Source organism: Thermostichus sp. MS-CIW-26 (assembly GCF_054059115.1).
In genome coordinates, this window is sequence record NZ_JBSSBV010000010.1 from 1 (window position 1) to 13,897 (window position 13,897).

General features: G+C 60.7%; 15 protein-coding genes. 13 read left to right on the top strand and 2 right to left on the bottom strand.

Translation table 11 applies throughout. The features are described from left to right. Positions 1-220: 220 nt before the first annotated feature. From ACVWZU_RS05140 to ACVWZU_RS05190, 11 genes are all read left to right on the top strand, one after another. Positions 221-601, top strand: a complete 381-nt coding sequence (locus ACVWZU_RS05140; RefSeq protein ID WP_414342412.1) for a hypothetical protein — start codon at positions 221-223, stop codon at positions 599-601. A gap of 226 nt (positions 602-827) precedes the next feature. After that, entirely contained in the window at positions 828-1,598 is a 771-nt protein-coding gene (locus ACVWZU_RS05145) for an SH3 domain-containing protein (RefSeq protein WP_457443706.1), read from the top strand. Positions 1,599-1,897: 299 nt separating this feature from the next. Further along, the gene (locus ACVWZU_RS05150) at positions 1,898-2,695 is read left to right on the top strand and encodes a DUF4382 domain-containing protein (protein WP_457443708.1); all 798 of its coding nucleotides are present in this window, start codon (positions 1,898-1,900) and stop codon (positions 2,693-2,695) included. Between the two features lie 151 nt (positions 2,696-2,846). Continuing rightward, complete coding sequence (locus ACVWZU_RS05155; protein ID WP_457443710.1) at positions 2,847-3,368, top strand: hypothetical protein; 522 nt, start codon at positions 2,847-2,849, stop codon at positions 3,366-3,368. Positions 3,369-3,376: 8 nt separating this feature from the next. Beyond that, positions 3,377-4,078 (top strand): cobalt transporter CbiM, encoded by a 702-nt coding sequence (gene cbiM, locus ACVWZU_RS05160; RefSeq protein ID WP_414330636.1) that lies wholly within the window; start codon positions 3,377-3,379, stop codon positions 4,076-4,078. Beyond that, entirely contained in the window at positions 4,065-4,886 is an 822-nt protein-coding gene (gene cbiQ, locus ACVWZU_RS05165; protein WP_457443712.1) for a cobalt ECF transporter T component CbiQ, read from the top strand. The genes cbiM and cbiQ overlap by 14 nt, the downstream gene beginning before the upstream one ends. 133 nt (positions 4,887-5,019) lie before the next feature. Beyond that, positions 5,020-6,420 carry a 30S ribosomal protein S12 methylthiotransferase RimO gene (rimO, locus tag ACVWZU_RS05170; RefSeq protein ID WP_457443714.1) on the top strand — a complete coding sequence of 467 codons (1,401 nt, stop codon included), beginning with the start codon at positions 5,020-5,022 and terminating at the stop codon, positions 6,418-6,420. Between the two features lie 50 nt (positions 6,421-6,470). Next, positions 6,471-7,217 (top strand): ribose 5-phosphate isomerase A, encoded by a 747-nt coding sequence (gene rpiA / locus ACVWZU_RS05175; protein WP_414374597.1) that lies wholly within the window; start codon positions 6,471-6,473, stop codon positions 7,215-7,217. A gap of 101 nt (positions 7,218-7,318) precedes the next feature. Continuing rightward, positions 7,319-8,656, top strand: a complete 1,338-nt coding sequence (locus ACVWZU_RS05180) for a UDP-N-acetylmuramoyl-tripeptide--D-alanyl-D-alanine ligase (RefSeq protein ID WP_457443716.1) — start codon at positions 7,319-7,321, stop codon at positions 8,654-8,656. A 107-nt stretch (positions 8,657-8,763) separates the two neighbouring features. Further along, positions 8,764-8,988, top strand: a complete 225-nt coding sequence (locus ACVWZU_RS05185; RefSeq protein ID WP_457443718.1) for a DUF3134 family protein — start codon at positions 8,764-8,766, stop codon at positions 8,986-8,988. A 288-nt stretch (positions 8,989-9,276) separates the two neighbouring features. Then, the gene (locus tag ACVWZU_RS05190) at positions 9,277-9,648 is read left to right on the top strand and encodes a fasciclin domain-containing protein (protein ID WP_457443720.1); all 372 of its coding nucleotides are present in this window, start codon (positions 9,277-9,279) and stop codon (positions 9,646-9,648) included. An 85-nt stretch (positions 9,649-9,733) separates the two neighbouring features. Here the strand turns inward: ACVWZU_RS05190 and ACVWZU_RS05195 are convergent, their stop codons facing one another. Next, entirely contained in the window at positions 9,734-9,976 is a 243-nt protein-coding gene (locus ACVWZU_RS05195; protein WP_011433628.1) for a hypothetical protein, read from the bottom strand. 188 nt (positions 9,977-10,164) lie between these two features. Here ACVWZU_RS05195 and ACVWZU_RS05200 point away from each other — a divergent pair, with 188 nt between their 5' ends. Together ACVWZU_RS05200 and menD are read left to right on the top strand one after the other, a co-directional pair. Beyond that, entirely contained in the window at positions 10,165-11,073 is a 909-nt protein-coding gene (locus tag ACVWZU_RS05200; RefSeq protein WP_414342426.1) for a cyanophycinase, read from the top strand. Next, positions 11,070-12,896 carry a 2-succinyl-5-enolpyruvyl-6-hydroxy-3-cyclohexene-1-carboxylic-acid synthase gene (menD, locus tag ACVWZU_RS05205; RefSeq protein WP_457443722.1) on the top strand — a complete coding sequence of 609 codons (1,827 nt, stop codon included), beginning with the start codon at positions 11,070-11,072 and terminating at the stop codon, positions 12,894-12,896. The genes ACVWZU_RS05200 and menD overlap by 4 nt, the downstream gene beginning before the upstream one ends. Here the strand turns inward: menD and miaA are convergent. Then, positions 12,820-13,833, bottom strand: a complete 1,014-nt coding sequence (miaA, locus tag ACVWZU_RS05210) for a tRNA (adenosine(37)-N6)-dimethylallyltransferase MiaA (protein WP_457443724.1) — start codon at positions 13,831-13,833, stop codon at positions 12,820-12,822. The two genes, menD and miaA, sit on opposite strands and share 77 nt — an antisense overlap. Between the last annotated feature and the right edge of the window lie 64 nt (positions 13,834-13,897).

Below are 13,897 nucleotides of genomic sequence, written 5' to 3' on the forward strand. Positions count from 1 at the left end.
TCAGGACTTGGGTCATGGTTCTATCATAACTTCCGCATTCCTCCCGACACTGACCCTACGGGTACAGTGCGGGGCTCCTGCGATTTCTAGCTGAGTTGCCTGAATGGCAGAGGAAATCCGTCAAGCAGATCCTTGCACCTGGAGTTAATCTGGAAGCCGTGGCGCTTCCGTTCCTGTCTCGAGGTCTGGCCTTAGTGTGGGCGGTTTATCCCGGAGGCTTATGTACACCAATCCCGATGAAGTCTTCCGCAAAGATGTCTGGTTGGCCCTCTTCACGTGGGGGATCCTAGAGTTGGCTTGTTTCGTGATTATCCCCTTTACCGGAGCCTACGCATTCTCGCAAGTGGAGGCTTGGCTGTGGCCCTCTTTGGTTTTGGGGCCGGTGGGGGCGGTGGTGGTGGCTTTTTGTTCTAAAGTGGTGCTGGCTGCCAACAACATCCCGGATCCCAGGAGAAAACAAGCCCAGCGGCAAGTGGCTCAGGTGGTCAGTCTTTTTGGCTTTCTGGGCTTGGCATTGCCCCTCCTTCTGGCAGGATGGGTATTTGGCCGAGAGATTTTGACGACCGACTGGCAGAATAAGTTCACCAACACCAATAAGTAGAAGCTAATCTCCGACGCCCTTGCCCTCTGGGGTCGCGTCGCCCCGTCAGCGTTGCGGTTCCTCTGCACAGGCCTAGCAAGAGCGCTGCGGAACACGATACATTGGGATGCAATCACGTCAACGTTGCGCAGCAGTCGTGCTCTGGCTTTCGTAAATCCCCGGTTTTGACGGGGATCCCATCTTCTCTGGGGATTCTTGCCTGCAGCATTGCGGGAAGGTATTTCGGATGGCTAACTACCCGATGCGAGGCCGTTCTTCTCCTACTTCTGGCGGTTTTCCCTTGGGCACCTTGGTGGTGGTGAGTGTCTCGGTTGGGGCTCTGGCCGCCTTGGGTTGGCAGTTGTGGCAGCTCGTCGCCCCCATGTTGGCCCCCCCTGCCCCGCCTCAATTTCCGCAGGCCGTGCGCTTGGATCCCTTGCCCCGCCCAGCCAGTTTTCCCTCTCCCCCCTCTGGCCCTGCTGCAGGCACTGTTGACCCTGAGGGATTTCCCCCCGGCAGCCGTGGGCGGGTGATCGAGCCAATTGGCCTGGCAATCCGCAGCCAACCTTCTGCCGATGGAGCCTACCAAGGGGGAATTGTGGTGGGGGAAACGGTGACGGTGTTGGAGTACAGCGCCGATGGTCGTTGGCAGCGGGTGCGGCGGGAGTTGAACGGACAAGAGGGCTGGGTGCGCGCCGGCAATTTGGGCCCTGTGGATGGTGTTTCAGCCTCAACTTCTCCAGCTCCCACGGTTGAACCCAACCCTGAATCAACTCCTTTGCCGACTCGACCCCCCACGGCAGCAGTGGTTTCCCCAGGTGAGCGGGGACGGGTGATCGAGCCCATTGGCCTGGCGCTGCGGGCCACTCCAGAGCGGGAGGGAACCTACATTGGCGGTGTGCCTATGAACGAGGTGGTGACGGTGCTGGGCCTCAGCGAAGATGGCCGTTGGCAGCGCATCCGCCGTCAGAATGGGCAGGAAGGTTGGGTGCGGGCGGGGAATCTGGCGCAGGAGTAGCCCTTGCCATAGGCATAGCCCTACAGATGCCCTGGTGGGGGATTGTAACACCAGGGAAGCCTGTGTTTCGGTAGAGCAGTGCCGTTTGCGTCATCGGGACCGAGTCCTTGGCAGGGGAACTGGTGAAACACACTCCATTTCGGCTTAGTGCTTCAACAAGGGATCCCTGGGGCAAGGGGTTAGCTTTACCCTTTCTGGCCCTTGGGTTGGCCTTCTCTCTAGGCGCCTGCCGACCGGCTTCTAACGCTGGAGCGGAAAAGGTCAGGCAGGAAGCACCCCTAGCCCAAGCAAAGGCAGAGATGGGTACTCTGGAGTTTTGGGCCAACGGCGAGGACTTCATTCGGGAGGGGTTTGTCTCCAAAGACGGCTGGGAACTGAGCTTTGAGCACGTGTACGTGACGCTGGCGGACATAACCGCCTACCAAACCGATCCGCCCTTTGATCCGGAAGGAAATGCAGATTTGCTGGCACGGGCATTGGTCAGCCTCTCCGGCCCCATCACGGTTGATTTGATCACGGCTCCCCCGGCGGAGCGGGCCTTACTGGGATCCCTAGAGGCACCCCCTGGCCACTACAACGCCCTGGGGTGGCGGCTGGTGCCAGCACTGGAGGGGCCGGCAAAGGGCTATTCCCTCTGGATCGAAGGCCAAGCCCGACCGATAAAGGAAGGGGCTGGGGAGATGCCGTTTGTGCTCAAGTTCAGCCCTGAGGTGGCCTTCACCTGCGGAGAGTATGTGGGGGAGGAGCGCAAAGGCTTTGTGCGCGTCGGCCAGGTGGCAGATCTGGAGGTCACCTTCCATTTCGACCACCTGTTTGGAGATGGAAGCTTGCCCCCCAACGACAGCCTCAATCAAGCAGCTCTGGGGTTTGCCCCTTTGGTGAAGTTGGATCCTGTCTCCCTGGAGCAGCGGCTGGCCACGTCAGCGGCGCGGAGCACTGGGGGGGGATCCGACCTTCTGGAAGTGGACTGGGGGGATCTGCAGGAGGGATCCCCTGCGGCTAAGGCCGTATTGGAGATCCTGCACCACTTGGGCCATGTGGGGGAAGGCCACTGCCGCGCTGCCTCTGGCCCTGCCCAGACAGAGTCTTCGCCCTGAAGTCTTGGCTTTTCTAAGACCGGTCGCCTGCAGAGCGTAGAGATTGTCGTCTGTCCTCAGCTAACCAATGAACCGAGTCTGGCCAAAACTTTGGATCCCTTCCTGCCGACTGAGCCTGATTGCGGCGTCGCGTCAGCGATGCGGAGCACGGTTGAGCTTGCTGGCTTTCGGCCTGCTCCTGTCTGCTCCCGCTTGGGGCCACGGGGTGGAGGCCTCTTGGCGGGCAGTTCCCGCTTTTGAGATCCAGGCCCGCTACGATTCTGGGGAACCGATGGGATCCGCCCGGGTGACGGTATTTGCGCCAACGGATCCCACTACCCCTTGGCAGGAGGGACAGACGGATGCGCGGGGACGATTTCTGCTGCAGCCGGATCCCAACCTGACGGGCCTCTGGCAGGTGCGGATTCGCCAGGCGGGGCATGGGGTGTTGGTCAACGTGCCGGTGGGCGAGGAGTTCCCTCAGACAGAAGGGATCCCCAGCGCTTCCCCACCCTTTGGGCCTTTGCAGCGGGGGGTTATGGCCGCCTGTGTCATTTGGGGCTGTCTGGGCACAGCTCTGTTCTTCTCCAGGCCCCGTCAATCTGGTTACGCAGCGGTGGAGAGCCCACCGGTTTCGGGATCTCCAGGGTCAGGAATCTCAGGCTCCCAGGCTGGCTCCTCTGCTCTGGAGTAGGACTGACCATGCACATCAGCGATGGCATTTTGCCAGCACCGCTTTGGCTAGGGGGTTATGGCATCACCGCCCTGATCACCAGCTACAGCTTGCGGCTTCTCCGTCGCGCCGGCGTTGCCGAGCAATGTCCTTGGTGGGAACGGGATCCCCGCCATATTGCTACGCAACGCTGTCGCGACCAGTTGCCCAAAGCGGCTTTGCTCACGGCTGTCTTTTTTGTGGCCTCTTCGATTCACCTGCCCTTTCCCCCGGCCAGCCTGCATCTGGTGCTGAACGGGTTGATGGGTCTGATGTTGGGGGCTTTGGCCTATCCGGCGATTGTAGTGGGCTTGTTTTTTCAGGCGGTGGCCTTTGGCCATGGGGGCCTGACCACATTGGGCATCAACGCCGCCATTATGGGGATCCCGGCGCTCCTGGCCGGTGGGATTTTTCGGGCAGGCCGTCGGGTGATGGGGGCCGGAGTGTCTGCCTTCTTGGCGGGAGCGGTTGGGGTGGGTCTAGCAGTGCTGTTGTTTTACGGGGTGGTCATGGCTGCTGTGGTTGACGCTGGCAGCGGGATCCTCTCCACAGAAGCCGGTCGTCTGGCTCTTGGGAGCTTGGTGGTGGCCCACATCCCCCTGATGGTGGTGGAGGGGTTGTTCGCCAGTTGGGTGGTGCTGTTTTTGCAGCGGGTACAACCGGCGCTGCTGGGAGAGTATGGCAAGAGATGAAGCCGGCTCAGGGATCCCTTGCTGCTGGCGCGGTCAACAATCCCATCCTCACCCCTCCAAACCCCTTTCCTGGCTGCACCGGTGGCAACCTCTGCCCAAGGTGCTGGGCCTGATGGCGCTGATGGCGGCTTTCGCCTCGGTGAGGTGCCTGGCCCTCTTGCCGCTCATCTGGGCGCTGGTGGCTGGACTGTGGAGCCTGTCGGGATTGCCTTGGAGCCTCGGGCTGAGGCGGCTGGCAGCCCCAGGGCTGTTGGTGGCAGGGTTGATGGGGATCCTTCCCTTCTGGGCGGGGGAAACCATCCTGTGGCGCTGGGGATCCCTGGCTCTGCGTTGGGAGGGGCTGCAGATGGCGCTTCGCATTGGGGGGAGAGGGCTGGCCCTATTTGCCCTCACGATGCTGCTGCTGGAGACCACCCCCACATCGGAACTGTTGGCAGCTTTGCGGGCCCTGGGGATCCCAGACCTCCTGCTGGAACTGGCCTGGCTCACCCAGCGCTATTTGCAGGAGGTGGCCGCTCAGTGGCAGCAGATGCAACGGGCAGCCCGGCTGAGGGGTTGGCGACCGCGGGGATCCCTGTGGCGTCCTGGGCCGTCTCTAAGACAAGATCTACCCTTCCTGGCTGCTTCGGTGGGCACCCTGTTGGTGCGCAGCTACGAGCGCTCGCAGAGGGTTTATCAGGCTTTGCGCCTGCGGGGCTATGGACAAGCGCCTCTGTTTCCGACGGCGGCTGGCGGGGATCCCTGGAGCTGGGCGGCCAGCGGCCTGGCAGTGGTGGTGTCGGTGGGCTTGGTGTGGACGCAATTTTAGGACTAGCCGCTTGGGCTTAGAAACAGAGGGCCATCTGCTGCCCCCCTGCAAAAGCGAGGGGAAATCCAACTGGGACTAGAATAGGAAAGCCCCATCGATTGTTGTCCGTTTCTGCCAGCTTCTTGGCCTCCTGATGAACCGGTTAGAAAGCACCCTGCCTACGCCCTTCCGCAGCCCCTCCCGTTTGGCGCCGGAGGCCCCGGCCGTTGCCATCTTGCACCTGGGCTGTGAGAAAAACCGGGTGGACACCGAGCACATGCTGGGCCTGCTGGCCCAAGCGGGCTACCGGGTGGATGGGGACGAAGAGAGCGCTAACTATGTGATTGTCAACACCTGTAGCTTCATCGAGGCAGCGCGACGGGAGTCGGTCAGCACCCTGATGGAGCTGGCGGTACAAGGCAAAAAGATCATCATTGCCGGCTGCCTGGCGCAGCACTTCCAGGAGGAGCTGCTGCAGGAGATCCCGGAGGCGGTGGCTATCGTGGGTACGGGCGACTATCACCAGATCGTCCAAATCATCGAGCGGGTGGAGCGGGGAGAGCGGGTCAATGCCGTTACTTCTAGCCTGGATTACATTGCCGACGAGACCGTACCTCGCTATCGCACCACCCATGCGCCGGTGGCCTACCTGCGGGTAGCTGAGGGCTGTAACTACCGCTGCTCCTTCTGCATCATTCCCCACTTGCGGGGCGACCAACGCTCTCGCTCCATCGAGTCCATCCTCCGGGAAGCAGAACAACTGGCCGAAGAGGGGGTGCAGGAGCTGATTTTAATTTCCCAGATCACCACCCACTACGGGATCGACCTCTACGGGGAGCCGCGGCTGGCAGATCTCATTCGCGCCCTGGGCCAGATCCCCATCCCCTGGATCCGCATGCTCTACGCCTACCCCACCGGCATCACGCCTGCAGTGGTGGAGGCCATCCAAGAAACTCCCAATTTCTTGCCTTACCTGGATTTGCCCCTACAGCACAGCCATCCTGAGATCCTCAAGGCCATGAATCGCCCCTGGCAAGGGCAGGTCAACGACCGGGTGATCGAGCGGCTGCGCCAGGCGTTGCCCAATGCCGTGCTGCGCACCAGCTTTATCGTCGGCTTTCCTGGGGAGACGGAGGAGCACTTCCAGCATCTATTAGACTTTGTCCAGCGCCATCAGTTTGACCATGTGGGGGTGTTTACCTTTTCTCCCGAAGAGGGCACCCCTGCCTACCACCTCCCCCATCAGGTTCCAGAGGCTGTCAAACAAGAGCGCCGCGCCCGTCTAATGCAACTGCAGCAAGGCATTGCCTTCCGCCGCAACCGCGAGCAAGTGGGCCGAGTGGTACCTGTACTTTTGGAGCAGGAAAACCCCAGAACCGGCGAGTGGATTGGCCGCTCCCCTCGCTTTGCCCCCGAAGTGGACGGGGTGGTGTACGTGCGTGGGGAGGGCTCTCTGGGATCCCTGGTGCCGGTGCAGATCACCCACGCCGAGCCCTATGATCTCTTCGGTCGGGTGGTGGCAGCGCCGGAGGGTTTTAGCTGGAGCGGGCGGTAGCGGTGCAAAGCACTTTGGTAGGATCTTCATCCACGGGAGAGGAGCTGGGAATGACTACCCTTGGCGGCAGCGGGACCGAGTCTTTAGATGAGCTGAAACAGGCGGCAGCCCGAGCTGCAGTTCAAAAGGTGCAGTCGGGAATGGTGGTGGGGCTGGGCACGGGATCCACAGCCGCCTTTGCTGTCAGCGCCCTAGCAGAGCGGATGCAAAGCGAGGGTCTGCAGATCCTCGGTGTGCCCACCTCCGAGCGCACGGCTGAACAGGCCCGCTCCCTGGGGATCCCGCTGGCCACCCTGGAGGAGCAGCCCCGCCTGGATCTGGCCATCGATGGGGCCGACGAGATTGAAGTGGGATCCCTGAACCTGATCAAAGGGGCAGGAGGGGCCCTGTTGCGGGAAAAATTGGTGGAGGCCAGCGCTGCCGAGCTGATCATCATCGCCGATGCCTCTAAAAAAGTCCCGCAGTTGGGCATTCGCTTCCCGGTGCCGGTAGAGGTGGTGCGCTTTGGCTGGAAAACCACCTTGGCGCGGGTAGAGGCTCTGGGGTGCACAGCCACCTTACGGCGGAATGCCAACGGGGATCCCTACTTGACGGACGAGCAGCACTACATCCTCGACTGCCAATTCGGCCCCATGGCGGATCCTGCCAAGATCGCCGATCAACTCAAAGGGACGGTGGGGGTTGTGGAACATGGCCTGTTCATCGGCATGGCCAAAGAGGCCATCATCGCCCTCCCGACTGGGATCGAAACGCTGCAGCCAGGCTGTGAGGAGAGAGGAGTGAGGAGAGAGAAGTGAGGAGTGAGGATACTTCATACTTCCTTCTCACCACTCGCTGCTCTTTTCTCGTTTCTCTTTTCTCACTTCTCACTGTGGGCTCTAGACCAACCTTCTGCCCCATGCTGACTCTACAAACTGTGGCCGACCTGCTGCAAACTCCTCTGCAGGGGGATCCCTGTCTGCTGCGGTTTCCCATTCGGGCCATTTGCACCGACAGCCGCCAACTCCAGCCAGGCTCAGTCTTTGTGGCGCTGCGGGGGGAACGGTTTGATGGACACAACTTTATTCCACAAGCTTTGGCAAGGGGGGCCGTTGCCGTCATCAGCCAGCGTCCGGTGGCTGGGCCCCATTTTCAAGTCTCAGATACCCTAGCTGCCTACCAGCGCATTGCCAGAGGCTGGCGGGAGCAGTTTCCCCCCTCCGTAGTAGCCATCACGGGCTCAGCAGGCAAAACCACCACCAAGGAAATGCTGGCGGCTGCCCTATCCCGCTACGGCACAGTTCTCAAAAGTGAGGCCAACCACAACAACGACATCGGGGTTGCTCAAACCCTGCTCCAGATGCGACCGGAGCATCAGTTTGTGGTTCTGGAAATGGCCATGCGAGGCCCCGGAGAAATTCGCCGCCTGGCTCAGATGGCTCAGCCCACCCACGCCTTGATCACCCATATTGGCACCGCCCACATCGGCAGACTGGGATCCCGCGCGGCCATTGCTGCTGCCAAGTGCGAGCTGCTGCAGGAGCTAGGGCAGGGGGTGGCTCTGCTGAATGGAGAAGATCCCTTGCTGTTGTCTACCGCCGCCAGCCTGTGGTCGGGACAAACCCTTACCTATGGTCTGGATCGGGGGGACTTACGAGGAGAATGGGATCCCCAAGCCCAAACGGTAACCGTGGAGGGCCTAACGCTGCCGGTGCCCTTGCCGGGAAGACACCATGCCCTCAACTGGATGGGGGTGCTGGCTGCTTTGCGCAGCTTGGGGCTGGATTGGGAGCGGCTCCGAGAACCCATCGCCTTGCCTACCCCTCTGGAGGGGCGCAACCGCCATCTCAAGCTGGCAGGAGATGTGGAAATCTGGGACGAAACCTACAACGCCTCGCCGGAAGCGATGATCGCGGCTCTACACCTGCTGGCCCAAACCCCGGGAAAACGGCGCTGGGCCATTCTCGGCCCGATGCGGGAGTTGGGAGAGCATGCGCCTCAGCTCTATGCAGAGGTGGGTCGGGCGGCTGCCCCTCTGGGGCTGGATCGGATCTTGCTCTTGGATCCCGAAGGAGAAATGCAACCGCTGCTCGACCAAAAACCGGCAGCCCAGACAGAACGCTGCGAGGAGGTATCCGAACTGCTGGAAATCTTGCTCCATCACGTGCAAGCCGGGGATCGGCTGCTGTTCAAGGCAGCGCGGGCTGTTGAACTGGAGCGGGTGCTGCGCCGCTTTTTGCAGGAGTGGCAGGCATAGGCTAAACTGAGGGATATATCGATGGAAAGCCCGCGTCCCTCGGTTGAGAGGAGATCAATCCAAGCCGAGTTCATTCCTCGTCGATAACTGCCCTTTTTCCGTACGGCATGTACTACCACAATCCCTCTCTGCGCGAAGAGCCCCGCGATCAACCGCCAACGGTGGTGCCCTCCCCCAGCAGCCTTTCCATTCTCGATTGGTTGCGCAAAGAGGGCCGGTTGATTGAGCAGCCTATTGAAGTCCCTGAGATGGCTTTGGAAGAAGATATCGATGATATCGACGATTTGATCGGGGACGACTACGACGAAGACTTCGAGCCGGAAGAAGAGTAAGCACAACTGCCAGGATTATTACGAGCTCGTTAACTCATTTATCCCTTTGCTCGGCACCGTGAGGGTGTTATTTTTTGTGCTGCCGCTGGATAGACAGCTCGAGCAAACAAAACAGTACAGTCGTTTCAGGTTAGAGTGAGACGCCTGAGCTACCAAGAAAAGTCTTCCAGCCCCGCGCATTCAACGCTTCAGGTGTGGGTGCAGCGTTTTAGTTTGAATCAGAATGACTATAGATGCAGACAAACGTAACTGATCCCTCAGCCTCAAGGGATCCTTTTTCAGCCTGTTTTGGATTGCTCACCACCACCCTGCGATGATTGTTGCAAATCTAACCTTAGTGGAAGATACCCCCGCAGCCTTTGTAAGAAAGCATCTTGGGGCAGTAGAAACATCTTTTTCGGGGACTTTTTTCGATTTCTCACTTACCATGCAGTGCCCGGCAAAGTTCTCTCCACCTCTTTGGAAGCTGGGGAAGTGGTTACGGTCGAGGGATCCCCTGTGGAAATCTCTTTGGCTGATGGTGTCAAGGTCAACGATGCTAATGTGGTAACAGCCGACATTGAAGCTTCCAACGGTGTCATCCACGTGATCGACAAGGTGATCTTGCCTCCACAAGGGCGACCTACCAACGCCATGGATTCTAGGCCCTTCAGGGTCTAGCCCTCTGGCAGCCCCTGCTCTGGTGGCGGGGGTTTTGTATTGGGATCCCCAGCTATTCCGTTCTTTGGGCAAGGGATCCCCAATTTCATAGGTCGATGCCAACGCTGGAAGCGTAGATCGCCTCCACCGACACGCCGGACACCCGTTGAGGACGCACGATCATGTACTCATTGTCCATTTGCTTGGGCAAGGTGATGAACTCTTCGCCGCCCACCATGAGGTTGTTGATCAACTCCGTGTATTCTCTGGCTTCTTTGACCCGTACCTGCATGGTTTGTCCACCTTCCAGCATGATGTGGACAAGATATCCGTCGGGTTTTCTGGCCATGGATGCTCCTGCTGGGTGAACCGAAGGACGAGACGAGGGGTGTTCTTATGAACATTATTCCCCCTTTTGAGACCCCTAACCAACCCCTGACTCTTCCGTGAAATCTGGAATTGAGCTGCGCCAAACCGAATTCCAAGCCGTAGCATAGTGAAAGTGAAATGTGCTCATTTTAATCTTCCTCGCGCTCCATGCCCCATTTGCCTGATGTTTCTGCCGCCCACCGTGAGCTGGAGTGGAATGGAGTTCCTTCCACGCCGACAAACGACGCCCAACCCCTAAGCCGCCCTACTGTGAAGGATCCCATCACCGCCCGTTCCGACATCATCGCCGTCGGGGGAGCAGAGGACAAGGAAAATGAGCGCCACATCCTTTGGGAATTCTTCCGCCGAGCGGGGGGAAAGTCTGCCCACATCACCATCGTGCCCGCGGCTTCTGGGATCCCGGCGGTGCTGGGGGAGATCTACGCCAACATTTTTCAGCAGATGGGGGCAGCCAGCCTCCAAGTTCTGGATATCCGCAGCCCGATGGAGGCAAGGGATCCCGATAACGTTGAGAAAATCCGCTTCTCCACCGGCATCTACTTTACGGGTGGGGATCAGGAGCGGCTGGCGGAGGTGCTGGCCCACAGCGAGCTGATGGAGGCCATTCGACAGCAGTGGCAGCGGGGGCAGACGGTAATTGCCGGAACCAGTGCCGGAGCTTCTGCGTTGGGGCAGCAGATGATCTCCCGCGGCTACAGCGGAGAACCGCCCACGCCGGCAATTGTAACGGTGAAGACAGGCCTGGGCCTTTTGCCTCGCGTCATCATCGATCAACATTTCCATCAGCGCAATCGCCTGGTGCGGCTGGTCACGGCGGTGGCCCACTATCCCCAATGTTTGGGTATCGGCATTGATGAGAATACGGCGGTGGTGATCCAGGCCGACGATGTGATGGAGGTGATCGGCTTGGGGACGGTGACGATTGTGGACGGGACGCAACTGTACTCGACCGTTCAGGAGGCGGCAGCGGATGAGTATTTTCGGCTGCACAATGCCCGCATTCACTTTTTGCCGCCGGGATCCCGATTCGATCTCAACACCTTGTCTCCGCTGTGACCGGTGAAAACTTTGTCCTGCCGAGGCGGCTGGACTGGCGCAACCTCAACACCCTCTGGGGATCCCTATTGGCCGAAACCTTGAGTCGGCTGGGTTGCCGTTTAGCGGTGGTGTCTCCGGGATCCCGCTCAGCCCCCCTGACCTACGCCCTGGCCCAGCACCCCAACATCGAGGCGATCCCGGTGCTGGATGAGCGGTCGGCAGCCTTTTTTGCTCTGGGGTTGGCCCAGCAAACCCGGCAGCCCATCCCCCTGGTGTGTACTTCCGGCAGCGCTGGCGCTCACTTTTTCCCAGCTCTCATCGAGGCGGCAGAAAGTGGCTGGCCGCTTTTGGTTTTGACGGCGGATCGGCCCCCGGAGATGCGCCACTGCCGCGCCGGCCAAGCGATTGACCAGGTGAAGCTCTACGGCCATTACCCCAACTGGCAGGCGGAGTTGGCCCTGCCCAGCGCGGATCCAGAAGCCCTGGCCTACTTGCGCCAGACCCTGGTTCACGCCTGGGAGCGCACCCTTTACCCCTTCCCCGGCCCTGTGCATTTGAATGTGCCCTTCCGGGATCCCCTGGCTCCCATTGCTGACGGCAGCACTGCGCCGCTGCTCCATCTACAGGAAGATCCGGAGTTTGAGAAGACCTTTTTTCGTGGAGTTGTTCCGCCATGCACCGGCTCTTCCTTGCAGGCGGTGCGGAGCCCTTTTCAGACGGAGACGGTTTCTTTTTGGCAGGAGTGGCGCAGCTGTGAGCGGGGGGTGATCTTGGCGGGGCCGGCTCAACCGGCGGATCCCCAGCGTTATGTGGAGGCAGTGGCCCGTTTGGCGACGGCTTTGGGGTGGCCGGTTCTGGCCGAGGGGCTCTCTCCCCTGCGCAACTACGCTTCCCTCAACCCCTATCTCATCACCACCTACGATCTCATCCTGCAGCGGGATCGGCCCCAGCTTTGGCCGGAGCAAGTCATCCAACTGGGATCCCTGCCCACCAGCAAAGCGCTGCGGCAAACCCTGGCCAAGGTTGCTCCCCGCGTTTGGCGGTTGGATCCCCGCCCTGAGAATGGGGATCCCCTGCACAACCCCACCACCCACTTGCCTTTCGCCGTAGAGGAGTGGGTCGCCGGGATCCCGGAAGCGCCGGCCAAGCGAACAACTTTTCTGCAGGGCTGGCTGACAGCCGAAGCGCAAATCCGTGCTGCCCTAGACCAGGCCATGACTGACCTATCGGAGTGGTTTGAAGGCAAGGTTGCCTGGTGGCTGGCCCGCCACCTGCCGCCAGAGACGCCGCTATTCATTGCCAACAGCACGCCGGTGCGGGATGTGGAGTGGTTTTGGCCCCCCAACGACCGCCGCATCCGGCCCTACTTCAACCGCGGCACCAACGGCATCGATGGCATTCTCTCTACCGCCCTTGGGGTGGCCCACGGCTCTCACAAACGCCCAACGGTGCTGCTAACCGGGGATCTGGCCTTTTTGCACGACTGCGGCGGCCTGCGGCTTGGCCCTCACCTGCAGGGATCCCTGACCATTCTCCTCATCAACAACCAGGGGGGTGGGATTTTCGAGCTGCTGCCCATTGCTGAAGTGGGCCGTCAAGGGCCAGATCCGCCCTTTGAGCCCTACTTTGCTACTCCCCAGTCGGTGGATCTTGCCCTCCTCTGCCAAGCCCACGGCATTCCCCACCGGCGGGTGGAAAGCTGGCAGGAGCTGGCCGAAGCTCTGGATCCCTTACCTGCCCAAGGGGTGCGGGTGTTGGAGATCCTTACGGATCGAAAAGCCGATGCTCAGCGGCGGCGGGACTGGTTTCAACAGTGGTCGGAGCTGCCATCCAAGCCTTGACCTGCTTCCAGATCTGCTCCGGCAAATCCTCAGCTTCGCAGTCCAGCCACTGGATCCCTGGCAGGGCCCGGAACCAGGTCATCTGCCGCTTGGCAAATTGGCGGGTGCGCCGCACAATCAGGGGCTGCAGCTCGGCTTCCGGGATCCGCCCCTCCAGATAAGCGCCGATTTCCGCGTAGCCCAAAGTATTCAAAAGGGGCAGGTGGGGCCCATAGCGCTCCCGCAGGGTTTTCACCTCCTCGATCCACCCCCGCTCCATCATCTCCGCCGTGCGCCGGGCAATGCGTTGTTCCAAACGGGGCATTGGGCAGCGCAGCCCCAGGATCAAGATGGGGTAATGGGGGGGATGAGCCCGCCTTAGGCTGGAAGCCGGCTTCCCAGTGGCGTAAACGATCTCCAAAGCCCGCAGCGTGCGCACCGCGTCATGGGGATGAATGTGCTGGGCGGCAACGGGATCCAACTGCTGCAGCCAGGCGTAGCGGATCTCAGGGGGCCAAGTTTCCAGTTGTCTTCTCAGTTGGGGCTGCGGGGGTACAGCAGGGATCCCCAGGCCGGAGGTTACCGACTGGATGTAGAGACCGGTGCCCCCCACCAGGATGGGAGTCTGTCCCTGCCGATGGGCCTCGGCGATGCGGGCTTGGGCCGCCTGCTGAAACTCGGCCACCGTGTAGGTGTGGCGGGGATCCACAAAGTCAATCAGCTCGTGGGGCCAGAGAGCCCGCTCAGCAGGGGTAGGCTTGGCTGTGCCGATGTCGAACTCGCGGTAGACCTGGCGAGAGTCCGCATTCAACAACGGGGATCCCAGCCGTTCGGCCAAAAGCAGTGCCTGTCGAGATTTCCCGGTGGCCGTGGGGCCGGCAATGACGATCAATCCCGGCCATTCTGTCCGGTCAGAAGCTGCTGCAGCGGGAATGCCATTCTCGAGGGTAATGCGCATTCGCTACCCAAACCATCGGCAGGGCAGACTGGCAAGCAACTTTCCTCAGAGACCAGATTAAGAT